This is a genomic window from Halogeometricum sp. S3BR5-2 (assembly GCF_031624635.1).
Lineage (GTDB): Archaea > Halobacteriota > Halobacteria > Halobacteriales > Haloferacaceae > Halogeometricum > Halogeometricum luteum.
Map to the genome: position 1 here is coordinate 1 of NZ_JAMQOQ010000001.1, position 25,572 is coordinate 25,572.

The 25,572-nt window shown below is 68.1% G+C and carries 19 protein-coding genes, 1 tRNA gene and 1 rRNA gene; 13 read left to right on the plus strand and 8 right to left on the minus strand.

Annotated features, from left to right (window positions below):
• Positions 1 to 121: ribosomal RNA gene (locus NDI79_RS00005) — 16S ribosomal RNA — on the minus strand; the annotation flags it as partial.
• 724 nt (positions 122 to 845) lie between these two features.
• Here NDI79_RS00005 and NDI79_RS00010 point away from each other — a divergent pair.
• Positions 846 to 1,406 carry a TATA-box-binding protein gene (locus tag NDI79_RS00010; protein WP_310926403.1) on the plus strand — a complete coding sequence of 187 codons (561 nt, stop codon included), beginning with the start codon at positions 846 to 848 and terminating at the stop codon, positions 1,404 to 1,406.
• 65 nt (positions 1,407 to 1,471) lie between these two features.
• On the plus strand, positions 1,472 to 2,305 hold the full coding sequence (locus NDI79_RS00015) for a helix-turn-helix transcriptional regulator (RefSeq protein ID WP_310926404.1): 834 nt from the start codon (positions 1,472 to 1,474) through the stop codon (positions 2,303 to 2,305).
• A 195-nt stretch (positions 2,306 to 2,500) separates the two neighbouring features.
• On the opposite strand, the gene NDI79_RS00020 is transcribed toward NDI79_RS00015, so the two are convergent.
• Positions 2,501 to 3,706: a Cdc6/Cdc18 family protein gene (locus NDI79_RS00020; protein ID WP_310926406.1), complete on the minus strand. Its 1,206-nt coding sequence runs from the start codon at positions 3,704 to 3,706 to the stop codon at positions 2,501 to 2,503.
• A 1,222-nt stretch (positions 3,707 to 4,928) separates the two neighbouring features.
• Here NDI79_RS00020 and NDI79_RS00025 point away from each other — a divergent pair.
• The 4 genes from NDI79_RS00025 (at position 4,929) to NDI79_RS00040 (ending at position 10,393) form a co-directional block, all read left to right on the plus strand.
• A complete protein-coding gene (locus tag NDI79_RS00025) occupies positions 4,929 to 5,468 on the plus strand; it encodes a hypothetical protein (protein ID WP_310926407.1) in 540 nt (179 codons plus the stop codon).
• Between the two features lie 143 nt (positions 5,469 to 5,611).
• Positions 5,612 to 7,714, plus strand: coding sequence for a DEAD/DEAH box helicase (locus tag NDI79_RS00030; RefSeq protein WP_310926408.1), 2,103 nt, complete (start codon positions 5,612 to 5,614; stop codon positions 7,712 to 7,714).
• A 165-nt stretch (positions 7,715 to 7,879) separates the two neighbouring features.
• Positions 7,880 to 10,279, plus strand: coding sequence for an N-6 DNA methylase (locus NDI79_RS00035; protein WP_310926409.1), 2,400 nt, complete (start codon positions 7,880 to 7,882; stop codon positions 10,277 to 10,279).
• 40 nt (positions 10,280 to 10,319) lie between these two features.
• Positions 10,320 to 10,393, plus strand: a tRNA-Tyr gene (locus tag NDI79_RS00040).
• Positions 10,394 to 10,564: 171 nt separating this feature from the next.
• On the opposite strand, the gene NDI79_RS00045 is transcribed toward NDI79_RS00040, so the two are convergent.
• Positions 10,565 to 10,948 (minus strand): 2Fe-2S iron-sulfur cluster-binding protein, encoded by a 384-nt coding sequence (locus NDI79_RS00045; RefSeq protein WP_310926410.1) that lies wholly within the window; start codon positions 10,946 to 10,948, stop codon positions 10,565 to 10,567.
• A 123-nt stretch (positions 10,949 to 11,071) separates the two neighbouring features.
• Here NDI79_RS00045 and NDI79_RS00050 point away from each other — a divergent pair, with 123 nt between their 5' ends.
• Positions 11,072 to 11,353 carry a DUF7999 family protein gene (locus NDI79_RS00050; protein ID WP_310926411.1) on the plus strand — a complete coding sequence of 94 codons (282 nt, stop codon included), beginning with the start codon at positions 11,072 to 11,074 and terminating at the stop codon, positions 11,351 to 11,353.
• A 103-nt stretch (positions 11,354 to 11,456) separates the two neighbouring features.
• Here NDI79_RS00050 and NDI79_RS00055 read toward each other — a convergent pair whose 3' ends face one another.
• Positions 11,457 to 11,873, minus strand: coding sequence for a MaoC family dehydratase (locus tag NDI79_RS00055; RefSeq protein WP_310926412.1), 417 nt, complete (start codon positions 11,871 to 11,873; stop codon positions 11,457 to 11,459).
• Positions 11,874 to 11,957: 84 nt separating this feature from the next.
• A complete protein-coding gene (locus NDI79_RS00060; protein WP_310926413.1) occupies positions 11,958 to 13,718 on the minus strand; it encodes an MFS transporter in 1,761 nt (586 codons plus the stop codon).
• 243 nt (positions 13,719 to 13,961) lie between these two features.
• Between NDI79_RS00060 and NDI79_RS00065 the strand changes: the two genes are divergently transcribed.
• The 4 genes from NDI79_RS00065 (at position 13,962) to queC (ending at position 16,511) form a co-directional block, all read left to right on the plus strand.
• Positions 13,962 to 14,354 carry an acyl-CoA thioesterase gene (locus NDI79_RS00065; protein WP_310926414.1) on the plus strand — a complete coding sequence of 131 codons (393 nt, stop codon included), beginning with the start codon at positions 13,962 to 13,964 and terminating at the stop codon, positions 14,352 to 14,354.
• Positions 14,355 to 14,445: 91 nt separating this feature from the next.
• Positions 14,446 to 14,931 (plus strand): 6-pyruvoyl trahydropterin synthase family protein, encoded by a 486-nt coding sequence (locus tag NDI79_RS00070; protein WP_310926415.1) that lies wholly within the window; start codon positions 14,446 to 14,448, stop codon positions 14,929 to 14,931.
• Complete coding sequence (locus tag NDI79_RS00075) at positions 14,931 to 15,701, plus strand: 7-carboxy-7-deazaguanine synthase QueE (RefSeq protein ID WP_310926416.1); 771 nt, start codon at positions 14,931 to 14,933, stop codon at positions 15,699 to 15,701. The genes NDI79_RS00070 and NDI79_RS00075 overlap by 1 nt, the downstream gene beginning before the upstream one ends.
• Positions 15,702 to 15,770: 69 nt before the next feature.
• Complete coding sequence (queC, locus tag NDI79_RS00080) at positions 15,771 to 16,511, plus strand: 7-cyano-7-deazaguanine synthase QueC (protein ID WP_310926417.1); 741 nt, start codon at positions 15,771 to 15,773, stop codon at positions 16,509 to 16,511.
• A gap of 15 nt (positions 16,512 to 16,526) precedes the next feature.
• On the opposite strand, the gene NDI79_RS00085 is transcribed toward queC, so the two are convergent.
• On the minus strand, positions 16,527 to 17,174 hold the full coding sequence (locus NDI79_RS00085) for a histidine phosphatase family protein (protein ID WP_310926418.1): 648 nt from the start codon (positions 17,172 to 17,174) through the stop codon (positions 16,527 to 16,529).
• Positions 17,175 to 17,301: 127 nt separating this feature from the next.
• Between NDI79_RS00085 and NDI79_RS00090 the strand changes: the two genes are divergently transcribed.
• Both NDI79_RS00090 and NDI79_RS00095 read left to right on the plus strand, forming a co-directional pair.
• Positions 17,302 to 18,105: a class I SAM-dependent methyltransferase gene (locus tag NDI79_RS00090; RefSeq protein ID WP_310926419.1), complete on the plus strand. Its 804-nt coding sequence runs from the start codon at positions 17,302 to 17,304 to the stop codon at positions 18,103 to 18,105.
• Between the two features lie 246 nt (positions 18,106 to 18,351).
• Entirely contained in the window at positions 18,352 to 20,379 is a 2,028-nt protein-coding gene (locus tag NDI79_RS00095) for a hybrid sensor histidine kinase/response regulator (protein ID WP_310926420.1), read from the plus strand.
• A gap of 11 nt (positions 20,380 to 20,390) precedes the next feature.
• Here NDI79_RS00095 and NDI79_RS00100 read toward each other — a convergent pair whose 3' ends face one another.
• Positions 20,391 to 20,903 carry an SRPBCC family protein gene (locus NDI79_RS00100; protein WP_310926421.1) on the minus strand — a complete coding sequence of 171 codons (513 nt, stop codon included), beginning with the start codon at positions 20,901 to 20,903 and terminating at the stop codon, positions 20,391 to 20,393.
• A 73-nt stretch (positions 20,904 to 20,976) separates the two neighbouring features.
• A complete protein-coding gene (locus NDI79_RS00105; protein WP_310926422.1) occupies positions 20,977 to 25,512 on the minus strand; it encodes a DUF7997 domain-containing protein in 4,536 nt (1,511 codons plus the stop codon).
• Positions 25,513 to 25,572 lie beyond the last annotated feature (60 nt).

Consider the following 25,572-nt stretch of genomic DNA (forward strand, 5'->3'; position numbering starts at 1 on the left):
GTGTCTGCAGGGTAGCTTGGCCACGTGTTACTGAGCTATCTGCTGCGAGTCTGAACTCGCGCAACTAGCATGGCTAAGTCGGACTCCGATAGCAATGGCCTCCGGCAGGATCAACCGGAATGTTCCCTTCTGTGACGAAGGGGGTTTGGCGGGATGGTCCTCGACGATGTGTCGAGGGCATCACCATTGCGTGGTCCGTTCGTGGTGCTCGGCACCACCGTATAACCGAACGGGTGGCACCGAACTACCAAGGCTAACATCAGATTCCATCTGTACGGCGGACCGCAGGGGTGGAATCCTCATGGCTTCGGACTTGGACGTTGCACGTTCGTTGGCTTAAGGCCGTCGGTTCGTGCTCGGTCGAGTGGTCCCGAAGGACCGTGTCCGAGTGTGCGCCGGGATTGAACCGTCGCACGGTCGCGGTGTGTCGTTCGCATTCTTCCGAAATGGACTCGAACACTTAAGGGCGTCGTCTCGCGTTTGTCGTGAGAGTGCGAGGCACTCCCCCGACGGGAGACGAGGCGGTTCAAGCTGACTCGGAAGGTGGCGCTCCGGACCTCGGTGGCCCGGGGCGCCCCGCGTATTTCTACGAATGGCCGGGTTGTACTTAACCTCGTTGATTCGGGACGATCTCCAAAAAATAGTGAGATATTGGTGGTATTGTGTAACGAAGACGCGCTATAGCTCGCCTCGAACGACATCCGAACAGATTATATACCGCTCGGGATGCCAACGTACGCGGGCGAACGCGCGAAACGAGCAGTGGTATAAGTGCCGAAGGCCGGTTAGGTCCGTGTGACAACGGGTCGCTTTATAAGCTAGGGGAGAGACGTTTGCAGCGAACAATGAGTGCGCCGGCAGACTCCATCGAGATTCAGAACGTAGTCGCATCGACCGGAATCGGACAGGAACTCGACCTCGAAGCACTCGCGGACGACCTCCCCGGTGCCGACTTCAACCCCGACAACTTCCCCGGTCTGGTCTACCGGACGCAGGACCCGAAGGCGGCCGCCCTCATCTTTCGGTCCGGAAAGATCGTCTGCACGGGCGCGAAGAGCATCGACGACGTCCACGAGGCACTGGGCATCATCTTCGACAAACTCCGCGGGCTGAACATCCCCGTCGACGAGGACCCCGAGATAACCGTTCAGAACATCGTCTCCAGCGCGGACCTCGGACACAACCTCAACCTGAACGCTCTCGCAATCGGCCTCGGCCTCGAAGACGTCGAGTACGAACCGGAGCAGTTCCCCGGTCTCGTCTACCGGATGGACGAACCCGAAGTCGTCATCCTCCTGTTCGGTTCCGGTAAGATAGTCATCACGGGCGGAAAACAGACCGACGACGCCGAGACGGCCGTCGTCGAAATCGTAAAGCGCATCGACAACCTCGGACTGCTCGACTGACTGCCAGGTTCGAGGGGGCCGAGCAGTCCAAAGCGTGATAGCACCGGCCAAGCAAGTAGTCGAGTATGAGTGCACGCGATGAGATAGCGTTTCTCGTCGGATCTGAGAGTCGGGTCGCGATTCTGCGGGCCCTTCGGAAACACCCTCACCGACCGAGCGAGTTGGGGACGGAGTGTTCGTGCGCGCGCGAGACGGCGCAACGGACGGTGAGCGCCTTCGTCGAACGCGGATGGGCCGAAAAGGAGACCGAGGACGGGCGGTACGCGCTGACGGCCGCGGGGGATATGGTCGCGGACGGATACGAGGAGTTCGAGGCGACGGTCGCCGTCGCCGACCGGTTCTCGGTGCTACTCGCCAATGTGGGCAGCGTCGTCGCCGACCTCGACCCCGTCGTTCTCCGCCGACTCCACGGGACGGCGGCGACGTCTGACAACCCGCACGCGCCTATCAACCGATTTCTGACCGTCACCGGGAGCGAGTACGTCGACGAGTTCCGCGGAATCACGCCCATCGTCAGCCGCATCTTCAACGAGGCGGCCGAGCGCATCATCGGCCCCGAGTCGAGCGTCCAACTCGTCATCGACGAACGCGTCTTCGAGACGTCCGCGTCGGAGTATCCCGACGACCTCGCCCGCGCCTACGAACTCGACCAGTTCCAACTGTTCGTCTCGCCGAGGCGATTGGAGTTCGGACTCATGCTGGTGGACGGCCACGCGTACCTCGCCGCGTACGACGAGCAGGGCAACCTCATCGCCAGCGTCGACGGCACCGACGAGGAGTTCGTCGACTGGGCCGAACGGACGTACGCCCGCTACCGGACCGACTCGTACACCCCCTCGGTGGGCGACGAGACGAACGGCGAGACGGCGAAGAACCCCTTCGAGCCGGACGGTGCGTGAGCCGCCCGGTCACTCGTGACCGTTCCAATCACTTCTGAACGTGGGAAGATATAAGTTCCCGCTCGTGAACTATCAGATGCGGTTGCGTCGATGTCGATCCCGACGCTCGGACCCCGCTTCGCTTCGGCCCGACACCGCCCGGCGGCCAGTGAGCGCGTTCGGCTGAGCACTCGTGCCTCGTGCCCTTCGGACGACTCACGTTCCGACGTTTTCGGTCAGTACGTCCCTGACGACTTGCGGGTCTTCGAGCAGTTGGTGTTTCGTGTAACTCCCCTCGGCGCTCCCGCCGCTGTGTTTCGACTGCTCGATGATGTCGAGGAACGCGTGTTCTTTCAGCAGGTCGCGGACCCGCCTGAGCGACAGGCTGTCGGAGCCCTGACCCGTGCAGATGTTTTCGTACACCTCGTAGACACGACTGGTCCGGAAGCCGTCCTTGCGGTCGTTCGAGAGCGACAGCATCGCGAGGGCTTGGAGGACGTACCGGGAGTGCGGCGTCGACCCGCGGATGAGTTCCCGGAAGCGGTCGGTTTCGGCCCGTTCGCGGGCCTGCGTAACGAACTCCTCGCGAACGGTCGAGGCGGCCGTCGACTGCGCTATCTCGCCGGCGTAGCGGAGGATGTCGATGGCCTTCCGAGCGTCGCCGTGTTCCCGCGCGGCCAGCGCCGCGGCCCGCGGAATCGTCGACGCGTCCAGCACGCCGTCGCGGAAGGCGTCGCTGCGGGCCTGCATGATGTCACGGAGTTGGTTCGCGTCGTACGGCGGGAAGACGAACTCGCGTTCGCAGAGACTGGATTTGACCCGTTCGTCCATCCGGTCTTTGTACTGTATCTTGTTGCTGATTCCGATGACGCCCAGTTTGCACTGGTCTATCTTACCGGCCTCGCCCGCCCGCGAGAGCTGCATCAGGATGTCGTCGTCGTTCAACTTGTCTATCTCGTCGAGGATGATGAGAACGACGTCGTACTGCGCGTCGAGGATGCGCCAGAGGCGTTTGTAGTATGTCGACGTGCTGAGACCTTTGTCGGGGACCTTGATTCCGGTCACCTCCGACCGGTTGACGCTGTCGGCGATGGTCTGGACCGCTTGGGTCTCGGTCGTGTCCTGCGCGCAGTCCACGTAGGCGAAGGTCGCTTTCACCGCCTCCTCGCTCGCGGTTTCGACGAGGCGCTGTGAGACGTACTTCGCGCAGAGCGACTTTCCGGTACCCGTCTTTCCGTAGATGAGGACGTTGCTCGGACTCTGCCCGAAGATGGCGGGGTTGACCGCCGTCGCGAGGTTGGATATCTCGTCGTCGCGGCCGACGATGCGGCCCTCGCCCGGCAGGTGGTTTATCTCGAGGAGTTCCTTGTTGGCGAAGATGGGGTCCTCCCGAGTGAAGAGGTCGTCGCTGGCGTTCGGCATACTACAGGACACCACGTTTCCGGTGAAATGGCTTGTCATCTTCAGGTCCGACACACACACCGGGTTTCCGGTGAACGGCCCCACACCCGGGGGTAGGTCCAGTCGAAACGGGGGAAGAGGTTCACCGGAAACCCGGTGTGTTCGGCGGCGTCCTCGCTCTCCGTGGAGGGACGAAGAGGGGGAATCGTCGCGGAGAAGGTAGCGAAGGTATCGGGGCGAGTGAAGCGCTCGGGACTCCACGAGAAGCCGCGTGACCGCAAGAGAAGCCGCGTGACGACGAGAGAAGAGTCGAACCGGAACTCGAAGGAAGCAGTCATCTCGGACGAGAGCCGAGTCGACGACACCCTCGTGGACCGGATGCGCGAGCGGTAAGTCCTCCCCAGTCGGACGCGGCGAACGAAATCGAGCGTCTCACTCGCCGAGTCGGTGAACGCCTTCCCTTCTCCTGTAGTCGGTTCGAGTATCGAACCTCTAATCTCTTGCGAGTGTATCAATGGACGTTTACACTAAACAACTATTTAATAGTTGTTATAGTAGTCGTTCTAGATGCCGGTGGTGGCCTCCGCCACGTGTGACCCCTGATGGTAAAATCGGGAGAAAAAGGACGATTAGGGGAGTCGGGAGTTGTCCGGGCGTCCCGGACCGATCGGGTCCACGACGGAGTACCGTCACCGTTCGAGCCGAACCGTTTCACCGGAAACCCGGTGTGACCACGACTCACACGAGGTCTGAGCTATCTGCCTCTCCGTAGCTGTCATCCCGTCGAACGGGGAAATACACCGGAAATGGGGTGCGAACCACGGGTTCGAGAAATTCCCCGTTGCTCGCAGATTGGCCTCCCCGTGACCCTCGCCTCCCGTCGACCCGATTCACCGGAAACCCGGTGTGTCCGCGTCTCACGGAACCCCGCCGTCGCTTCGCGTCGTCTCACCGGAAATCCGGTGTGTCTCCGCCACCACCCGTCCGCAGTCGACGGGTCCGTCACCCCGAGACCGCCCGCGCCGTTTCACCGGAAACACGGTGTCCGCCCGCGCGTCGGACTCCCGTCCGCCCTCTCGGTTCGACCGTCGCCCTAGGTCGGTGTGGGAGACACTCGTTCACCGGAAACCCGGTGTGTCTCTCCGAGACGGCCGAGGAGCGCCGCGTCGCTCCCGACGGGAGACTACCCGGCCGGCGGCGCGCGTCCGTCAGTTCGATAAGGGGTCCCGCCCTACGGTCGGTGATGACGTCTTCGGTGCTTCGCCGAACGGGGCGCGGGGTCCGACGGGTCGGGTCCCGACTCACCGCACCGTTTCGGCGAATCGTACACGCGGTTCGACCGTCCGACGACGCCTCCGACGACGACGGCTGGCGACTCGCGGACCTCCGACAGACCGAGACGCGGTGGCGGCGAGGCGACGAGACGGTTCGCTGTTTCCGCTTCGACGACGGCTACGTCTCCACCGTCGAGTACGGGTCGCGCGACGTGACCTGGCAGTTGACGCCCGGACAGGTCCCCCTCGCGAGCGCGCTGGCGATGACGGCGCTGTACCTCCAGCACGGGACGACTCCGCAGTCGGACCCGGACGGTCGCCCGTTCGTCGCCGTCGGCGAGTCGGGACCGCGGCAGGTGTTCGAGGAGATAGCCGACGAACCCGTCGACTACGTCTACCTCGACGCCGTCCGGACGCTGGAGGAGTTCCCCGCGTTCGTCGAAGTCGGAGAGGACCTCCGGGCCGTCTACGACCAGATGTCGCCGGCGCGGTTCAACACGCTCGGCTGACGCCGGTCGGCCGAGACAGAATCCGCGGCGTTCCGAACTCGCTTTTCGCCGTCTCGACCGCCCTCTGTCGCGCCGAACTCGCTTCCTCGACGGACTTCTCCGCAGCGCAAGCCGTTTCCCCGCCGCGCCCCAGACGTGAGACGATGACCGAGGACGACGCCGGCGACACCGGCGACGCCGATGCCGACGCCGACGTTGACGCCCGCGCTGGGAACGACTCCGCGCCCGGTGCCGACGGCGCCGACGGCTCCGACGCTCCTTCGACGCTCTCCGAGATGCGGTCGCAGGAGTCCAACACCGGTGTCCGCGACGAGGCCGACGAAGCGACCGCCGGCGACGCGGCCGCGGACGACCACGACCGAGACGCGACTCCGGACGACCCCGGCGAGGCTGTCGAACCGGCGGACGACGCGGCGCCCGCAACGTCGGCCGAACTCGTCGACGTCTCCGTCGACGGCTTCTACGACGCTTTGGAGGCCGAGGGTCGCCCCGTCGTGACCGCCCAGCAGGCGAGCCGACGGCTGGGCCTCACGCAGTCGGAGGCGTCCGAAGCCCTCGACCGGTTGGCCCGCGAGGGGGCGGTCCAGCGGATGAACGTCGAGGCGGACCCGGTGGTCTACTACCCGACCGAGTGGGGGAAACTGGCCGAACGCGAACGCGTCGTCCTGTTCCCGGAGCGCCGCGAGATAGTCGTCGACCACCCGACACAGTACACACGCGCGCGACTCGCCCAGTTCGCCCACCTCGTCGACTCCACGGGCGACCGGAACACCGGCACTCGGGGCTACCTCTACAAGATTCGACAAGAAGACGTCTGGCAGGCGCCGTTCGAGTCGCTGGAGGACTTACTGCGGATGATGCGCTCGGTGCTCCCCCGCCGGTCGCCGCACCTCGAACAGTGGGTCGAGAACCAGTGGAAGCGCGCGAACCAGTTCCGCCTCTACACCCACGAGGACGACTACGTGGTGCTCGAAGCCGCCTCCGAGAGCCTGATGGGCAACGTGGGGCGGCAGAAACTCGACGAGGAACACCTCGTCGCGCCCATCTCCGACACCGAGAGCTGGGTCCGCGACGGCAAGGAGTCGCACATCAAGCGCATCCTCTACGAGGCGGGCTACCCGGTGAAAGACGACCGCGACTTGGAGACGGGGGCGCCCCTCGACGTGGACCTCCGCGTGGAACTCCGCGACTACCAGCAGGACTGGGTCGACCGCTTCACAACGCAGAAGGCGGGCGTCCTCGTCGGTCCGCCCGGGGCGGGCAAGACCGTGACCGGCATCGGCGTCCTCGGGGCCGTCGGCGGCGAGACGCTCATCCTCGTCCCCTCGCGCGAACTCGCCGCGCAGTGGCGCTCGGAACTGCTCAGACACACCTCCTTGGAGGAGGACCAAATCGGCGAGTACCACGGCGGGGAAAAGCAGGTCCGACCGGTCACCATCGCCACCTACCAGACGGCCGGGATGGACCGCCACCGTTCGCTGTTCGACGACCGCGAGTGGGGCCTCATCGTCTACGACGAAGTGCACCACGTCCCCTCGCGCATCTACCGCCGGAGCGCGGACCTGCAGGCGAAACACCGACTCGGCCTCTCCGCGACGCCCATCCGCGAGGACGACAAGGAGAAGGAGATATTCACGCTCATCGGCCCGCCCATCGGCACCGACTGGTCGAAACTGTTCGACGCGGGCTACGTCCAAGAGCCCGAAGTCGAAATCCGCTACGTGCCGTGGGCGGACGACACCGCCCGCAACGAGTGGTCCAGCGCGGACGGGCGCGAGAAACACCAACTCGCGGCGATGAACCCGCAGAAGGTGGCCGAGACGCGCCGTCTCCTGCGCCAACACCCCGAGTCGAAGGCGCTCGTCTTCGTCGACTACCTCGACCAGGGCGAGGCCATCGCGGAGGCGTTGGACGTCCCCTTCATCAGCGGCGAGATGCGCCACCACCACCGCGAACGCCTGTTTCGGCAGTTCCGAGAGGGGGAGCTCAGAACGCTCGTCATCTCCCGCGTCGGCGACGAGGGTATCGACCTCCCGAACGCCGAACTCGCCGTCGTGGCCTCGGGTCTCGGCGGGTCACGCCGACAGGGCGCCCAGCGCGCGGGGCGGACGATGCGCCCCGCGGGCAACGCTCTCGTCTACGTGCTCGCCACGCGCGGGACGAGCGAGGAGGACTTCGCGCAGCGACAGATGCGCCACCTCGCGGAGAAGGGCGTCCGCGTCACCGAGAGCGACCTGAGCGACTGACGAGCGACGACGGACGAGACGACTGACTATGGACCACGCTCTCGGCTCCCCCCATTCCTCCCGAACGGATGCCGTTAAGTCCGGACCGCCCGTCGTCCGGTGCAGACGCGCGCGTCGTCGCCCCGTCTCGCCGCGCCCCGCCGGACGGCGACGCGTTCCCAACCGATGACCCCCGCACCCGAATCCGACTCCAACCTCGACGAGGACCGACTCGACGCCTGCGAGACACTCCTCGACCGGTACCGCGCCGCCCTCCGCGACCGCTCGGACGACCCTCCGGTGGCCGAGGCCCGCGAGTCGTGGCGGGCGTTCGTCGGCGAGCACCACGGTCCGGTGTTCGACCGACTGGCGGACGAATCGACCTCCGGTTCGCGGTCCGCGACCGAACCGCTGTCGCCCCCGGACGACGCCGACGATGTCGCCCGCGAGGTGTTCGTCCGGACGCTCTCGTTCGATTTCCTGCTCTCGACGCTCTCGGCCGCCGCCGAACGCGAGTTCTCGGTCGCGGTGACTCCCCCTCGTTCGTCCGCTTCCGACGGCGACGGCGGTCGTTCCGATTCCACCCCCGACCTCCTCGCCGCGTTCGACGCCGTCCACGGGACGGTCCGTCCCGACCTCTCGTCCGCGGTTCGGACCGCCGCGGCCGACGCGGCGGGCGCGTTCGTCCGCGAGTCGGACCCGACGGCCGTCGCCGAACTCCACCGGCGGACCGTCCCGCGCCCCGTCCGGCGCGTCTTCGGCCGCTACGACACCCCCGCCGGACTGGCCGAACTGGCGGTCGAGAGCGTCCGCGCCGACGAAACCGATGCGTTCCGCGACGCCCTCGTCCTCGACCCGGGGTGCGGCGCGGGCGCGTTCCTCGCCGCCGCGGCGCGGGCGAAATTCGACTCCGCAGACGCCGACGCCGACGCGAACCCCTCCGCCCTCGCCGCACACGTCGCCGAGTCGGTCCGCGGGTTCGACGTGAACCCGGTCGCCGTCCGCGCCTCCCGCCTCGCACTGGTCCTCGCGTGTCGTCCCCTCCTCCGCCGCGACGGCGTCGAAGCGTTCGCGCCGCGGGTCGCCCTCGCGGACGCGACGGAGACGACGGCCGAAGACGCACCCCTGAGCGGTGCGCGCGCGGACGTCCTCCTCGGCAACCCGCCGTGGCTGACGTGGGACTCGCTGACGCCGCGGGTGAAAGAGCGCTGGCGCGAGGGGCCGATGGCCGACCCGGCTCTCGACCTGTTTCCTCATCGGGGGCGGGAGGCCCGCCTCGGGCACGCGAACGACGACCTCTCCGTCCCGTACGTCTGGACCTGTCTCCACCGCCTCCTCCGCGACGGCGGCCGCGCGGCGTTCGTCCTCAAGCGAGACCTGATGACCGGACCGGCGGGCGAACTCCTGCGCCGGCGCCGCGTCGGCGACCGCTCGCTGGCGATGCGCCGCGTCCACGACTTCGGGTCGCTGTCGCCGTTCGGCCGCGAGGTCGACGCCGGAACCGCGCTGTACCGTCTGGACGTGGGCGGCGCGGGGAGCGCCGACACGCCCGACGACTCCGCGGCCGAGAAATCCGCCGCCGACAACCCCGGTACCGACGTCGAGATTCCGGCGACGAGGTGGTCGCGCGCCGACGCGCGACCCGACGACGCGCGGTCCGCCGACGTCGCGCCCGCGTTCGGATCGCTGTCGGACCTCCGGCGGACCCTCGCCGCCGAGGAGACGGCGTTCGTCGCTGCCGACCCGACGACCGAGGCGTCGCCGTGGATTCGCGCGGACGCCGAACGCGGGGCGCTCGGTCCCTCCGAGTACCGCATCCGTCACGGCGTCAAGGACGACGCGAAGGCGGTGTACGCGCTGGACCGCGAGACCATCGAGGCGAACGACATCGAACCCGACCACGTCTACCCCTACCTGAAATCCAAGCACGTCGTGAAGTACGGCCTGTTCGGCCACGATAGACTCCTCGTCCCCCAGCGACTCGCCGGCGAGAACAACGAGGCGGCCCTCCGCCGCGAGGCGCCGAACACGTACGCCTACCTCGACGCGAACCGCGAGCGACTGGAGTCCCGCGGGTCGTCGTGGTTCGACGGCGGGCCGTTCTACTCGCTGTTCGGCCTCGGGCCGTACACGTGGGCCGACTACAAGGTCGTCTGGTGTCGCCTCGGCTACAAACCTCACTTCGCGGTCGTCTCGACCGTCGATGACCCCCTTCTCGGCGAGAAACCGGTCGTCCCCGGCGACCACTGCATGTTCGTCGGCACCGACGAGGAACGCGAGGCGCACTACCTCTGCGGCCTCCTGAACTCCGCGCCGTACCAGCGCTGTCTGCGCGATATCTCTTCGGGGGGAAAATCGAGCCTCTCGAAATCGACCGTCTCCAGACTGGCGACGCCCGAGTGGGAGGGCACGGAGCGACAGGCCGCCCTCGCAGAGGCGTCGATGCGAGCCCACCGAATCGTCCCCGACCACGTCGACTGCTCGAAGCGAGCGTACAACGCGAAGACCGTCCCGGAACTCGACGCCGCGCAGGCGCGGGTCGACCGACTCGCCGAGCGGTTTCTGGCCGCCCGCGACGACCAATGAGTAATTCTTAAGTCCGGCGACGGCGCTACGAGTAGATGGACCGCCCTTAGCTCAGACTGGTAGAGCAGCCGACTGTAGATCGGCTTGCCCCCCGTTCAAATCGGGGAGGGCGGACTCGTTCTGTCGCCGCCACTACGCGAGCGAAGCGAGCGTACGTGCGGCGATCGTCGTGGCACCCTCGACTCGATTCGAGCAGCGAGCGAACGCGGTGAGCGAGTGAGTTCAAATCGGGGAGGGCGGACTCGTTCTCTCACGCGACCCACACGGCCTGAGCGGCTGAACTCGTCATTCCCGTCCGCCCCACACGTACTTGTCCTCGACCAACTCCACCGTCATGGGTTCGCGCACTCGAATCTGACACGAGAGCCGCGGGTAGCCGAACCGCGCCGCCAGCCTGTCGTGCCAGTGCTCCGGCGCGGGTTCGCCCTCTCTAATCCGAACGCCGCAGGTGGCACAGAGCCCGTTGCCGCCGCAGTTCGCGCGCTCGGTCAGCCGCGTGTACGGCGAGAGGCCGCAGTCGAGCAGGTGGTCTCTGAGCGTCTCGCCGACGGAGGCGAACGTCTCCGTTTCCTCGTTCCCGTGGCGAACGAGGACGCGAACCTCGTCTCGATTCCTGTTCTCATCTCCGCTCGCGCCGTTCCCGTCCCCGTCCCCGTGCCGTTTGTTCACAAACGAGCGTTCGTCCACACCGAACGAAACGGTTCCGGCCGAGAACCGTGCCAATCGCCGTCTCTATACCACGATATATTCAACATATTTCAGTTTAAGGGCCTCCAGTCACAAGTGGGAAGTATGAGCGTCGAAACCACCGCGCCGACGCGCGTCGTCGTCAGAAAGACCATGAACGACCACCACACGATGACCGTCGAAGTCGAGCGGTCGAACGAGACCCGTCACCTCGTCGACTACGCCGACGCCGACCTCCGCGACACCTTGGCGGCGCTTCCGCCGGGGACGACCATCCCGGTATCGCTCTCGCGCGCCGGCGCCCGGTCGAACGTCTGGCGCGTCGAGTCGCTGCACCGCGGGGCATCCGCGGGCGGTCCGGACCGGGCCGCGCCCACGTCGGACTGACGGCGCCGACCGCTCGTCACCCGACGAGTCCCGCCCCGGCGACGCTCTCCACGGCTTCGCAGGCCGTTCTTCTCTTTTCGGCGCGGCAGTTGCTAGAGACTCGCTAGCACGCGTTCTCCTCTCCGTCCTCGTGCGGGAGCGACAGCACCGTCGCCTCGCCGCTCACCGCGACCGCCCCGTCGACGCGGGCCGTCGTCTCCGCGCGGAGGCGGTCGCCGCCCAGTTCCTCGACCACCTCAGCCGTCGCTCGAATCTCGTCGCCCGGCCGGACCGGACGCTCGAAGGTGAGGTCCTGCGAGCAGTAGACGATGTCGCCGGGCAGTCTCGCCATCGCCGCGCTGAGGACGGAGGCGGCTATCATCCCGTGAGCCACCCGGCCGCCGAACAGCGTCTCCGCGGCGTAGGCGTCGTCGAGGTGGATGGGGTTCTCGTCGCCCGAGAGGGCGGCGAACTCGTCGATGGTCGACTCGGTGACGCGGAGCGACGCCTCGGCGGCGTCGCCGACGGTTGCGACCGGCATGCGTGACGGTTCGCGCCCGGGCACTTCGTCTCTGTGACGGATCGAGAACGCGAGAGAGGGCAGTTCGGAAGCACTACCGGTCGTTCACTCGCCGCCGCTTCCGCTCCTGCTCCCGCTCTCGCCTCCGTCGCTCGCGGACTCCGGTTCGGCGTCGCGAGGGGCGGCGCTCGGCTCCCGCGTCCGTCCCCGACGCGGCTTCGACAGGGTGAGAAAGCTCGACGCGAGGAGCGTGACGAGGACGAACAGCACGAGGACGACGAACACGCTCCGCTGTGCGCTCACCATCGCCTCCCGGATAATCTCGGTGAGTTGCCGCTGCACGTCGGGGGACAACCCGTTCACGAACGCCTGTTGCTGCGCCTGTGTCGTCGTCTCCACGGCGTCTTCGAGTTTCACCGCGAGTTGTCGCCGCTCCTCGCCGGTGACCGCCGTCCCGTTCGAGAGCAGCGTCGCCCCCGCGACGACGTCCGAGTAGAACGCGGCGAGTTGGATAGACCCGACGACGGCCGTCCCGAACGCGTACCCGAGTTGGCTCAGCGAGTTGATGACGCCCGAGGAGACGTCCGAGTACGACTCCGGAACGGCCGACATCGTCAGGTCGACTAACTGCCCGGTGAACAGGCCGAGGCCGATACCTATCACCGACATCGGCAGTATCATCCCGGAAACGGTCTGGTCGAGTCCGGTCTGCCCGAGCAGCAAGAGCATGCCGGCGCCGATGAGCACGAGGCCCGCTTGGACGATGCGCTTCTGGGCGGCGTAGCGCCGCCAGCCGGTCGAGACCACCGCCACCACCAGCGTCGCCACCGAAAACGGCAGCAGCGCCACCCCGCTGTCGAACGCCGACAGGCCGAGCGCCGACTGGAGGAACACCGGGACGGTGAACATGAATCCCGACAGGAACAGCGACTCGCTCGCGAACGTCGAGATGCCGGCGGCGAACGTCCGGTTCCGCAGGACGGTCGGCGGGACCAGCGTCGGCCGGTCGCGGCGTTCCTGCCGGAGTTCCCACTGGACGAACAGCACGAGGAGGGCCGCTCCCAGCCCGATGCACCATATCGCGGGCGAGAGCCCGAGCGGTTGGACGAGGGCTCCCTCCACGACGAGCGGGCGCAACGGGCGGACCCAGCCGTAGTGTCCGGCCAGCAGCGACCCGCCGATGACGCCGACGATGCCCAGTATCGACAGGACCGTCCCGCCGACGTCCAACCGGATTCGTCCGTCGCTCGGGTTCGACTCCAAGTATCGCAGGGTCAGCGCGACGATTCCCAACACGACGAAGAACTCGCCGATCAGCCCCCAGCGCCAGCTCGCGTACGTCGTGAGCGTCCCGCCTATCATCGGACCGACGGCGACGCCGACGGCGGTCACCCCGCCGACGGCCCCGAACGCCCTCGCGCGGTCGCTCCCCCGGTAGTTCTCGACGATGAGCGAGTAGGTTATCGGCAGCAACAGCGCCGCGGCCATTCCCTCGATTACCGACCAGCCGAGGAAGAGCACCGCCATGCTCCAACTGAACCCCGCCAAGAGCGTCCCGACGCTGTACACGGCGAGCGTAGCGACGAGGAGGCGCTTGGTGTCGATGGCCGCCCGGAGGCTCCCCCCGGGGATGATGAGCGCGGCCATCACCATCGAGTACACCGCGATGGCCCCCTGAAGCGCGCTCACCGAGGTGTCGAGGTCCCGCGCGATGGCCGGGACGGCGACGTTCATCATCGAGGAGTCCAGCACGCCGAGGAACATGCTCGACGCCGCAACCACGGCCGGCGCCCAGTACCGGAACCCCTTCCGCCCGCCGCCGAGCGCGGAGCCCTCTTCGTCGGCCGGGTTCGTTGCTGTGCTCATGCCCGACTCTACGTCGCACTCTCAAATAATCGAATTGGTGACATATACTGAACTAATATCGGGTCATTCACCGACTGAGGTCCGTCTCGGGGGGTGATAGGGACTCACGAGAACAGTCAGACTACAGTACTATATGTTCGACACCCACCGACGCGCCGTCTCCGCCGAAGGTGCGACGGCGCGGGGGTGACCGAGAGAGCGACGACCGGCGGAATTTAGCGCCCCGCCGGCGACCACTCCCACGTGACAGAGTTCATCTACGAGAGCGAACTGCAGGTCCGTTTCCGCGACCTCGACCCGCTCGGACACGTGAACAACGCCGTCTACGCCAGTTACTGCGAGCAGGCCCGAATCGAGTTCTTCCAGGAGGAGTTCGACATCGAGGAGGTCAACACCGTGCTGGCGAACATCGAGATAGACTACCGCCGACCCATCGAGGGCCTCGGCGAACTGACCGTCGGCCTCGACGTGACCGACATCGGTAACTCCTCGTTCGAGATGTCCTACGAACTCCGGTCCGAGGGAGAGGTGGTCGCCACCGCCTCCACCGTGTTGGTCGTCATCGACCCCGAGACGACGGAACCCACCCGGGTGCCCGACGAGTGGCGCGAGGCCGTCGCGGAACTGCGGGGCTGAGCGGGTCTGAGCGGGGAGGAAACGAGGACGGCGAAACTCGGGGACGCCGCCGAAACGGCGGACTTTTCACCCTAACGGATAATCTCGGAGTATGCCCGAGAACTTATTGGGGTCCGAACGGAGTCGTAACGACTCCGCCGACCGCGCCTCGCTCGCGGCCCGGGCGGGCGAACGCGTCCTCCGCATCGGCGCGGACCGGCCGATTCGCATCAGCGCCGGACACCGACTCCTCCACCACGACGGCAAGTGCAGTCGCCCGCACGGCCACAACTACGAGATAGCCGTCGAGGTGACCGGCGAACTCACCAAGGAGGGCTGGGTCGTCGACAAGGGCGCCGTGACGGACGTGATAGACGAGTGGGACCACCGCTTCCTCGTGGAGTCCGGCGACCCCCTCGTCGAGGCGTTCGAGGCCAGCGGCGACGGCGACTCGCTGGTCGTCCTCGACGCGCCGCCGACGGCCGAGGTGATGGCCGCCCTCCTCGAAGAGGAACTCTCGGCCCGCCTCCCGGACACCGTCTCCGACGTGGCCGTCGAGGTGGCCGAGACGGGCGAACTCCGGACGAGCCGTCGATAATGCCCGTCTCCTCCGAGGTCGAGAGACCGGAGAGCGCCCCCGACGGCCCCGCCCTCCCGGTGAACGAACTGTTCGCCTCGTTACAGGGCGAGGGCAAACTCGCCGGCGTGCCGAGCACGTTCGTCCGCACCAGCGGCTGTAACCTCCGCTGCTGGTTCTGCGACTCCTATCACACCTCCTGGGAGCCGACCCACGCGTGGATGGGCGTCGACGACGTCGCGAGCGAGGTCGACGCCCGCGACCCCGACCACGTCGTTCTCACCGGCGGCGAACCCCTCATCCACGACGAGAGCGCGACGCTCCTGCGCGAACTCGCCGACGACTACCACGTCACCGTCGAGACGAACGGCACCGTCGTCCCCGACGCGCCGATGGACCTCGCCTCGATAAGCCCCAAACTCTCCACGTCGACGCCGACGCCCGCCAACGCGCCCGAGGGCGTCGACGTGGGCGAGTGGGAGGCGCGCCACGAGGAGCGTCGCATCGACCTCGACCCGCTCTCGACGCTGGTCGAACGGCACGACTTCCAGTTGAAGTTCGTCGTCACCGGCCCGGACGACCTGCCCGAAATCGAGGGCCTGCTCGACGATTTGCGCGGCGTCGCCGACGCCGAGATACGCGACGACGACGTGCTCCTCATGCCCGAGGGGCAGACCCGCAAGGAACTGGCGGCGACGCGGAACGTCGTCGCGGACCTCGCCCTCGAACGCGGCTACCGGTACACCCCGCGTCTCCACGTCGACCTGTGGAACGACGCGCCCGAGACCTGAACCGACGAACCGCGACGTTGAACCGAGAACCCGCCACGACCGAACACGACCCCGCCACACCACACGACGATGACCGACCAGACTCACGACACCGACACGACCGACGCCCCCGCCGACGAGGACGGACGGACCGCCGTCGTCCTCCTCTCCGGCGGCATGGACAGCGCGACGACCGCCTACGAGGCTAAATCCAGAGGCTACGACCTCCACTGTCTGCACACCTCCTACGGCCAGAAGACCGAATCGAAAGAGTACGACTGCGCGAGACGGCTCGCCGACGACTTGGACGCCGCGGACTTCCTGCACGTCGAGACGGACCACCTCTCCGACATCGGCGCGTCGAGCCTCACCGACGCCGAAATCGAGGTCGACGACGCCGACACGGACAGCGAGGAGATACCGACCTCCTACGTCCCGTTCCGCAACGCGAACCTCCTCTCGATGGCCGTCTCCTACGCCGAGGCGAACGGCTGTTCGGCCGTCTTCGTCGGGGCGCACTCGGAGGACTACGCGGGTTACCCCGACTGCCGCCCCGAGTTCTTCGAGGCGTTCGAGGCGATGGTCGACGTCGGGACGAAGCCCGAAACCGACATCGCAATCGAAGTCCCGTTCGTCACCGACTCGAAGACGGACATCGCCCGCCGCGGCCGCGAACTCGGCGTCCCGTTCGAGCACACGTGGTCGTGCTACCGCGACGAGGAACCGGCCTGCGGGACGTGCGACTCCTGCGCCTATCGCCTGCAGGCGTTCCGGAACGTCGGCGCGCGCGACCCCATCGAGTACGCCGAGCGACCGGAAAACGCGAAGTAAGAACCGGCGACCGCCTCACGCCTCGCCGTCGAGGTGCGCCGCGTCGCCGGACCGCTCGACTCGCCAGTCCGTTCCTCTCTCTTCACCGTTTTCACCTCCGTCGCGGGCGAACTCCGTCACCCCGCACGGCGGCGCCTCGACTCCCTCGGCCGACCCGACGAGGCCGTGGGCGACGCCGTCGACGGTGGCGCGGTGGCCGACGAACAGCACCCGGTCGGCGTCCGCGCTGTCGAGGATTCGCCGCGCCGTCTCGCCGATACGTCGCTCCGCGTCGGCGGCGTCCTCGGGGAACGTCGGTTCGAGGAGCGGTCGGTGGTCGGTGTCGGTCCGGGGGAACCGCTCGACTCGCTCCGCGCGCCCGAGTAGTTCCGGGTGCGCGTCGAACCGTTCGGGGTCGAGGTGCTCCCCGAGGCCCGGTTCGACGCGGACGGGGACCCCGACGGCGTCCGCGACGGGCGCGGCCGTCTGGACCGCCCGGAGGAACGGCGACGCGTATATCTCTCCGACGTCCGCCTTCCGGAGTCGCTCGGCGGCCCGGTCCGCCTGTCTGCGCCCGCGGTCGGTCAGCCCCGGGTCGTGGACGCGTTCGGCCGTCTCCCGCCGGTTCTTCTCGACGCTCTCCCGCCGTTCCCCGTGTCTGAGGACCAGTACGACGTCGGTCATTCCCTCCGGAACTCGCCCGCCGACTCGAATGAGGGTTGCGGCGGTCCGCGTTCGCGGAGCGTCCCTCGCCGCGGACGCGTCGCCGTCGGGGCGGTCCTACTTCCCCCCGCGCCGCGAACCGGCGCGTATGAGCGACGACCGGGGAGACGGCAAGCGCGAGACGGCGAGGCGGTTCGGCGCCGCCGCGTCGGCGTACTTCGAGAGTTCGGTGCACAGGGACGGCGAGGACCTACGGACGCTGGCGTCGTGGTGCGGGGACGCGACCCGCGCCCTCGACGTGGCCACCGGCGGCGGCCACACCGCGGGCGCACTCGCCGAGGCGGGCGTGCCGCGCGTCGTCGCGGCGGACGCTGCCCCCGAGATGGTCGCCACCGCGGTCCGCGAGTACGGCGTCGAGGGCGTCACCGCGGACGCCGAACGACTCCCGTTCGCCGCCGACGCCTTCGACGCGGCCGCCTGTCGCATCGCGGCGCACCACTTCCCCGACCCGGCGGCGTTCGCCGCCGAAGTCGCGCGCGTCCTCGAACCCGGCGGCGTCCTCGCCTTCGAGGACAACGTCGCCCCCGAGGACGACGAACTCGCGGCGTGGCTGAACGGCGTCGAACGCCTCCGCGACCCCGCGCACGTCGCCCTCCTCTCGGTTTCCGAGTGGACGGACCTGTTCGAGGACGCCGGTCTGACCGTCGAGGAGACGACGGGCGCGAAACTCACGCTCGAATTCGACGCGTGGGTCGAACGGACCGGCGTCGCCGACTCGGACGTCGCCGAACTGCACCGCCGGTTCCGAGAGGCGCCCGACGGCGCGCACGACCTGTTCGAGGTCGAGTTCGCCGACGGTGCGGGAGCGAAAGACGCCCGCGACGCCGACGACCCGCGCACGGTCGTCTCGTGGGCGAATCCGAAGGCGCTGATGCGGGTCCGCAAGCGCTGACCCGCCCGAGAGCCGTTCGGTCCCGCGCCGTCCGACCGCCTCCCGGCCGAGCGTCGTATCGGATTCGGTACTCGACCGACCGGAACACCGTCTCTCTGACAGATATCAATATTGATTCTTAGAGGAAAACAAGTGCAGATGAGACGCAAACAGCTCCGGATTCCTCAGTTTGAATAACCAACGAGAATATCCATTCTGATATTGAGGTCGCAACGCTGATATGCCATCGAGTCAGCTAGACGTGATATGACGTTCCGCGAGGAGATATCCGTGCTCTACGTCGACGACGAGACGGAACTCTCCTCGATGGTCGCCACCTATCTCGAACGGGAGGTCGGGGACGCCGGACTCGCCGTCGAGACGGTGACGGACCCCCGCGAGGCCCTCGACCGCCTCGCGGACGCCGAGGTGACGGTCGACTGCGTCGTCAGCGACTACGAGATGCCGGACATGAACGGCGTCGAGTTCCTCCGCGCCCTCCGTCGCGTCCGGCCGAACCTCCCCTTTATCCTCTACACCGGCCGAGGGTCCGAAGACGTCGTCCGCGACGCGTTCCGGGTCGGAGCGACCGACTACGTGCAGAAATCGACGGGGACGGACCAGTACGCCGTGCTGGCGAAACGGGTCGCGAACGCCGTCTCGCGGAACCGCGCCGAGGAGACGACCGAACGCTACGACAGCGCGTTCGAGGCGCTGGAGACGGCCGTCTACGTCCTCGACCGGTCGGGCCGGTTCGTCTCCGTCGACGACGTGTTCGTCGATCTGCTCGGGTACGACCGCGACGCCGTCGTCGGCAGCCACGTCTCGACGGTGTCGGTGGACGAGGAGGACCGCATCCGCGAGAAACTCGACCGCCTGTTCGACGAAGGCGGGTCGGAGACGGCCCGCTTCGAGACTGAAGTGTACACCGTGGACGGCGAGCGCATCCGCTGTGTCGCCACCGTCTCCCCCCGCGTGTTCGACGGAAGCGTGCACCGCGCGGTGGGCACCCTCCACGACGTGACCGAACAGCACCGCCGCCGGGAGGTCGAGCGGTCCAGAGAGCGACTGAAGGACCTCGTCCTCGACACGTCGACGACGCTGATGAGCGCCGAGGTGGACGAGATAGCGACGAAGGTACACTGGACGCTCCAGAACGTCGGCGAGTTCGCCGGCGTCGACGCGGCGGCCGTCTACTCCTACGACGCCGACGCGGAGGCCCTACAGAAGACCCACGAGTGGACGACCGACGGGGCGTCGCCGCGACCGACCGCGGTGACGTCGGGCGACTGCGAATGGTTCCTCGACCGCCTGTGCCGCTTCGAGAACGTCCGCGCACCCGACGCGGGCGCCGTGCCCCCCTGCGCCGCCGACTCGCTGTCGCTTCCCGACGGCGGGAGCCTCCTCGCGTTTCCGATGGTGTCGAACTGGTCGCTCGCGGGGGCCCTCGTGCTCGTCTCCAACGACCCCCGGCGGTGGCCCAACAAGGAGGTGTCGCTGTTCGGCACCGCGGCGGACGTGCTGTCGCACACGCTCGAACGCAAGCGGCGCGAGCGACAGCTCCGCCAGCAGAACGAGCGACTGGAGGAGTTCGCCAGCGTCGTGAGTCACGACCTCAGAAATCCCATGAACGTCGTCGAAGGGTTCGTCGACCTCGCCCGCGAGACGGGCGACGTCTCCCACCTCGACCGCGCGGTCGACGGCCTCGAACGGATGAACGCTCTCGTCAACGACGTGCTCGAACTCGCCCGGCAGGGCCGGACCGTCGGCGAGACGTCCACCGTCGACCTCGCCGGCGTCGTCGAACGCGCGTGGGACGCCGTCGAGACGGGCGGGGCGACGCTCGAACTCGTCGGGGACCTCGGCACCGTCTCCGCCGACGCCGGCCGACTCACGCAGGTCGTCGAGAATCTCGTTCGGAACAGCGTGGAGCATGGCTCCACGAGCAGTCGGGCGAAGCCTGACGACGCTGTAGAGCACGGGTCTACAGGCGCCCGAACGGAGTCCGACGATTCCCTCTTTCTCACCGTCACCGTCGGCCCCCTCCCGAACCGCGGCGGCTTCTACGTCGAAGACGACGGCCCCGGCATCCCGCCCGAGGAGCGCGCGTCCGTCTTCGAGCAGGGCCACACCACGACCGAGGGAGGGTCGGGGTTCGGCCTCTCCATCGTCGAGAGCATCGTCGAGGCCCACGGCTGGTCCGTCGCGGTCACCGAGGGGACGGCGGGCGGCGCGCGCTTCGAGGTGACCACCGCGCCGCACGCGCAGGCGTTCGATCCGACCCGCGCGGACTGACGCGCCGCCGGTCACTCGTCCCGTCGACCCCGCGCCCGGATGCCCGACTCCAGTAGCTCCTTCGTCTTTCGGTGGCGGTAGCGGAACATCGGTTCGAAGCCGACGACGGCCGCCGGCGACGCCGCCCGGCCGACGGGACCGCCCGGCAGTTCGTACTCCAGGCGGTCCTCGACGAGCGTCTCGTCGCCGTCGGCATAGAACTGGTGGGTGTGGACCCACTTGCGGAACGGGCCGCCGACCATCTCGTCGCGGAACATCGCCGTGCCGCCCCCGTACTCGCGTTCGACGATGTGGGAGGTCCACCGCTGGGCCGGGCCGATGCCGAGCGGTCGCATCGACATGCGGACCTTCGACCCGGTCAGCAGTTCCTCGGGGTCGGGTTCGCCGTCGGGGCCGCGGACGGCGACGACGTCGAGGTTCATCCACTCGGGCGTCAGCGCCTCCAGTCCAGATATCTTCGAGTGAAACTCCCAGACCTCCGAGAGCGGGGCGGCGACCCGCGTCCGACGGGTGTACGTGGCCATACCCCGGCTACGGGCGTCCGAAGGAAAAGCCCGCGGGCGTATCGGGCCGCGGGGTGACGTGAGCGACGCCCTCTCAGAGCGTAAAGCGGGTGACGGTCGTGCCGGCGGCGGTCAGGTCGGCGTCCGTCGCGCCGGCGACGGTCACCTGGTTCTCGCCGTGTTCGATGTCGACGGCCACCTCGAAGGCGCCGTCCTCGGGTTCGACCATCGACGTCTCGCTCGGCGTCTTGACCGCGACGACGGCCGCGTCCGTCTTCCCGGAGACGACGAGGTTGTCGCCCATGAAGCGCGTGCTCACCTGTAGCTTCGGCCCCTCGGGCCGGTCGGTGTCGAGGTAGCGTTCGCGGACGAACGCGGGCATCTCGACGGGTTCGCCCACGTCGATGCTGTGCGCGAGGCGCACGAACTGCGCCATCGACCACGCCAGCGGCGTCGCCGCGCCCGTTCCCTCGCCGAACTCCCAGTTGTAGGCGGTGCTGTACTCGCGGTCCCACACCTGCTCGGATATCATCCGCCCGGAGTTGGCGAAACTGGCCATCGTCTCCAGCATGTTCGCGGGTTCGAGCGCCTCTTCTTCCGTCTCGTTCAGGAGTTCGAACTCGCCGCGCTCGCCGGTGAAGATGGGCCAGAGACGACCCTTCCCCTTCGACTCGATGGACCACGGCGCACCCTCCTCGTCGCGTTCGCGTTCGCCGTAGCCGTCGCCGTTGTAGCGGTAGAACGCCGGTCCGTACGGCGTGTCGACGCGGATGGTGTTGTCCACCTCCGCGACGGTGTTCTGGACCACCTCGTCGTCGGCGGACTTGATTCCCAGCCTGACGAGTTCGAGGAAGCCGCCGTCGATTATCTCGCGTTCGTCCAGCGTCGGACCGCTGTTCGCGAGAGTTCGCAGGTGGCCGGCGTCCGGGTCGCCGTCGCGGGTGACGCGGACGTAGTACGGCGTGTGCTCGTGGCGGTCGGTGCCCGACTCCGTCGCCGTCCACGACTCGACGCTCTCCGTCCAGTCGTCGGCGAGGGCCAACCAGATGAGCGCGTCGGCGTCGTGGCCCTCGTCGATGGCGAGGGCGGCGGCCGAGGCGAGGCCGGCTATCTCGGCGGCGATGGACGAGGGCGAGTAGCCCGCTTCCTCCTCCCAGCGCTCCTGGGCCGTCGGCGGCCCGTTGCGCGCCACGTAGTCGGCCGAGCGCTTGACGTTCACGTAGTCGTAGCTCACGTCGTCGAACTCGACGCCGCGTTCGGACAGCATGTACGCCATGACGGCCGGGAACGAGATGTTGTCCATCTGCTCGCCGCCCCAGCGCGTCCGACCGTTGAGGTAGGTGTTCTGCGGGATGAAGCCGCGTTCGTCCTGCTGGTACTCGTAGATGTACTGCAGGGCGTGGACGCCCGTCTCCACGTCGCCGATGGCGTCGAAGACGGTGAACACCTCGTACAGGTCGCGCGACCAGACGAAGTTGTACCCGTACCCCTTCGGCTCCTCGGAGGTGACGGCTTCACCCCACGGCACCGACGGCGACGCGATGCCCGCGCCGAGGAACGTCTTGTCCTCGACGGCGCGCAGCGCCATCAGGCAGGCGCGGTACTGGTTCGCCAGCGTCTCGTCGCCGGCGACGGAGGCGGGCAGTTCCTTGTCCGCGAGGAACGCCTGCCAGGAGTCGACGTACTTCGCGCGCGCCGACTCGTAGCCGCGCGTGAGGGCGCCGGCGGCCTCGCCGAGGGCCGCCGCGGTGTCGGCGTTCTCGGCGAATCCGAGCGCGAGCGTCTCGCGCACGCGCGTTCCGGTGCCGATTCGACCCACGAGCACGACGTTCTCGTTGTCGACGCGCTCCTGGGCGTTCGGCAGTTCGCCGTTCGAGAACAGTCGCGCGAGGTGTTCGGTGCCGGCGACGCCCACCGTCGCCCAGTCGAACCGCCCGGCGGCGGTCATGGCGACGGCGACGCTGTACTCGTCGCCGTTCTCGTCGATGAGGAGCGGTCGGGCCTCGCCCTCCTGGTCGTACGCGCCGGCGTCTCGGGCGACGAGGTGGTAGCTGCCCATCTGCCCGAGGCGGAGGCCGCGGTCCTTCCCGCCGGTGTTGACGAGCGCCGTGTCGGCCACCGCGTACAGTTCGTACTCGTTGTCGTCTTCGGCCTCGAAGGAGGCGTCGACGAGGAGCGCGTCGTGTTCGGGGTCGGCGGCGTACTCGATGGTCAGTTTCCACTGGTGGCCGCGCCCGTCGCCGGACTCGGTGATGACGTGTCTGAACACGAGGGCGTCGTCCTCGGCCATCTCCGTCCGGCGCTCGATGGTGTCGGTGGCGTCGTCCCGGCGCGTCTCGTTGTGCGTCCGCGCGGTGTACGACGACTCGGGGTCGGCGTCCACCACCAGCATGTCGAGCGTCCGCAGGTTCATCAGGTCGACCCGCGGGAACCGCACCTCGGTGAGCGACCCCTCGGTGAGCGTGAACCAGACCCGCGAGGGGTCCTCCTCGGTGTGGTCGGCGACGGTGCCGACGCCGTACTTCTCGCCGGTGGTCCACCGGGGGCGGCTCTCGGGTCCGGAGGGCGCCGGTTTCGGCGCCGGCAGCGCGTCGTACTCCGAGAGCAGGGCGGTGGTGTTCAGACGAACCGCGTGCGACCACCCCAGCGGCGCGGCGCTGTCGGGCGTGCCGTCGTCGAACACCTGTTCGGTCAGGTAGCCGCCGCCCGTCGTGAACGCCCCGTCGGGGCGGAGCAGGTCGTACAGGTCCGTCGCCTCCTCGAGGAAGGCGTCGGCCTCCTCGCTCCGGCCGTACTCGTCGAGGAGGACGGCGAACGTCGCGGCGGCGTTGGCGCCCCACGCCGTCGACAGCGACCACAGCTTCGGCTCGTCCTGCTCCGCGGTCCGCCACCAGTCGTCCTCGAAGCGGACGAGGCCGGCCACCTCGCCGGTGTCGCGGTAGAGTTCCGACAGCGTCGTCTCAAGGTGCGACTCAAGTCGGTCGAGGGTGTCCTCCGAGAGCCCCTCCAGTCCGTCGTACGCCGCGAACGCGTCGACGAGCGACAGCGTCGCGGAGTCGAGCCGCGAGTCGAGTTGCTCGCCCTGCAGTCGCGCGCCGTACACCTCGCGCTCGTCGTCCCACAGCGCGTCGAGCCCCTCGAAGACGGCTCTCGCCTGCTCGGCGGCGTGCCCGGCGAGCGACGAGTCGACGGGGGCGCGCGAGACGGCGACGTACGCCTGCAGGAACGTCGCGGCGGTGTGCGTGAACCGGCCCACCATGTTCTCCCACGCGTTCTGACACGTCTCCGGGAGCCCGTCGTCTTCGAGGCTGTCGTCGAGCGACTCGACGCCCAGTTCGATGGCGTCGCGGACCCGCCCGGCGAGTTCCTCGTCGAGTTCGTCCCGGCGGCCGTCGAGGAGCGTCGAGAGGAACGTCACGACGCTGGCCGTCTGGTCGGCCTGGTATTCGGGCTTCTTGGACCCCTCGACGCGGGCGTTCGCCCACCCCGGCGCCAGCGACCCGTCGACGGCCCACGCGCGGTGGGGCCAGGAGCCGTCGTCCAACTGCGTCTCGCAGAAGAACTCCGCGTTCGTCGTCAGTCGGTCGGTGAGTTCCAGGTCGAAGGAGTCGTCGGCGCCGAGGAGGTACCGCGACACCTCCGCCTCGTCGCGGAACCACGTGTAGCCGTAACCGCCCGAGTGGGTGTAGAAGGGGTCGAACTCCGGCCCGGCGATGTGCGCGCCCGTGGGCGCGGTCAGGAGCGACAGCGCCCGCAGGTCGGCGCGGACGAGGTTCTGTCGGGGCACGTGTTCGGGGACGTACACCTCCGCGCGTTCGCGTGCCGCCGCCCGCAGGTCGTCCGCGGTTGCGTGCGCCAGCGCGCAGTGGTTCAGGTCCGAGAGCGCCTCCTCGCGGCTGAGCGAGCGGTGGTCGGACAGTTGGGTGACGAGCGTCGCTCGGACCGCCCGGCCCTCCGGTTCGAGGGGGGCGGAGACGACGATGTCGCCGCTCAGGTGGGTGTCCTCGTACCGCTCTAAGACGGCCTCGCGGGGGAACTCGAAGGTGTCCTCGGAGAGTATCTCGTCGAACCGCTCGGGCACCTGCCCGCGGACGTCGTCGAGGCCGGTGGAGGCCGTCACGTAGTCGTGCTCGTTGCGGTGGAACACCTCGACGGCCTGCGTCCCTTCGGGGCCGCCCTCCTCGTGGACGAGGCGGCCGACGCGCGTCTCGCGCCCTTCGGGCGCCAGCGTCAGGAACGCCGTCAGGTGCGCGTCGGTCGGGATAGCGCCTCGAAGTTCCACGTGCGTGACGTGCGCTCGGCCGAGCGTGAGGTCGTACTGGTGGACTGTGTACTCGCCGGCGTCGTACTCCGTCTCCACGAGGCTCGTCTCGCGGTAGTAGTGCTGTCGAACCGTGTCGAGGCTGTCGAACCAGCGGATCTCGCCGTTCGCCTCGATGGCGAACCGCGACCGGTCGATTCCGTACAGTCCCGAGAGCGCAGAGGAGTAGTCGCGCAGTTCGCCGTCGGTCCCGACGTGCACTAATCGGTCGCCGTGGCCGGAGAACGCCCCGTCGGCGGTCGGACGCTCCTCCGGAAAACGCCCGCCGTGGTCGCGCTTGTATTCGTTCAGCGCGGTCCGTAGTCTCATATACGCAGGAGGTGTGCGCTCGGAGCATAAGTATTGGCCGTCTTCGTCCGCGTTCGGACG

Bases quoted from the DNA above. Each gene is read 5' to 3' on its own strand.
- NDI79_RS00010 (WP_310926403.1), top strand. From the start codon at position 846: ATGAGTGCGCCGGCAGACTCCATCGAGATTCAGAACGTAGTCGCATCG.
- NDI79_RS00015 (WP_310926404.1), top strand. From the start codon at position 1,472: ATGAGTGCACGCGATGAGATAGCGTTTCTCGTCGGATCTGAGAGTCGG.
- NDI79_RS00020 (WP_310926406.1), bottom strand. From the start codon at position 3,706: ATGCCGAACGCCAGCGACGACCTCTTCACTCGGGAGGACCCCATCTTC.
- NDI79_RS00025 (WP_310926407.1), top strand. From the start codon at position 4,929: ATGACGTCTTCGGTGCTTCGCCGAACGGGGCGCGGGGTCCGACGGGTC.
- NDI79_RS00030 (WP_310926408.1), top strand. From the start codon at position 5,612: ATGACCGAGGACGACGCCGGCGACACCGGCGACGCCGATGCCGACGCC.
- NDI79_RS00035 (WP_310926409.1), top strand. From the start codon at position 7,880: ATGACCCCCGCACCCGAATCCGACTCCAACCTCGACGAGGACCGACTC.
- NDI79_RS00050 (WP_310926411.1), top strand. From the start codon at position 11,072: ATGAGCGTCGAAACCACCGCGCCGACGCGCGTCGTCGTCAGAAAGACC.
- NDI79_RS00055 (WP_310926412.1), bottom strand. From the start codon at position 11,873: ATGCCGGTCGCAACCGTCGGCGACGCCGCCGAGGCGTCGCTCCGCGTC.
- NDI79_RS00060 (WP_310926413.1), bottom strand. From the start codon at position 13,718: ATGAGCACAGCAACGAACCCGGCCGACGAAGAGGGCTCCGCGCTCGGC.
- NDI79_RS00070 (WP_310926415.1), top strand. From the start codon at position 14,446: ATGCCCGAGAACTTATTGGGGTCCGAACGGAGTCGTAACGACTCCGCC.
- NDI79_RS00075 (WP_310926416.1), top strand. From the start codon at position 14,931: ATGCCCGTCTCCTCCGAGGTCGAGAGACCGGAGAGCGCCCCCGACGGC.
- queC (WP_310926417.1), top strand. From the start codon at position 15,771: ATGACCGACCAGACTCACGACACCGACACGACCGACGCCCCCGCCGAC.
- NDI79_RS00085 (WP_310926418.1), bottom strand. From the start codon at position 17,174: ATGACCGACGTCGTACTGGTCCTCAGACACGGGGAACGGCGGGAGAGC.
- NDI79_RS00090 (WP_310926419.1), top strand. From the start codon at position 17,302: ATGAGCGACGACCGGGGAGACGGCAAGCGCGAGACGGCGAGGCGGTTC.
- NDI79_RS00095 (WP_310926420.1), top strand. From the start codon at position 18,352: ATGACGTTCCGCGAGGAGATATCCGTGCTCTACGTCGACGACGAGACG.
- NDI79_RS00100 (WP_310926421.1), bottom strand. From the start codon at position 20,903: ATGGCCACGTACACCCGTCGGACGCGGGTCGCCGCCCCGCTCTCGGAG.
- NDI79_RS00105 (WP_310926422.1), bottom strand. From the start codon at position 25,512: ATGAGACTACGGACCGCGCTGAACGAATACAAGCGCGACCACGGCGGG.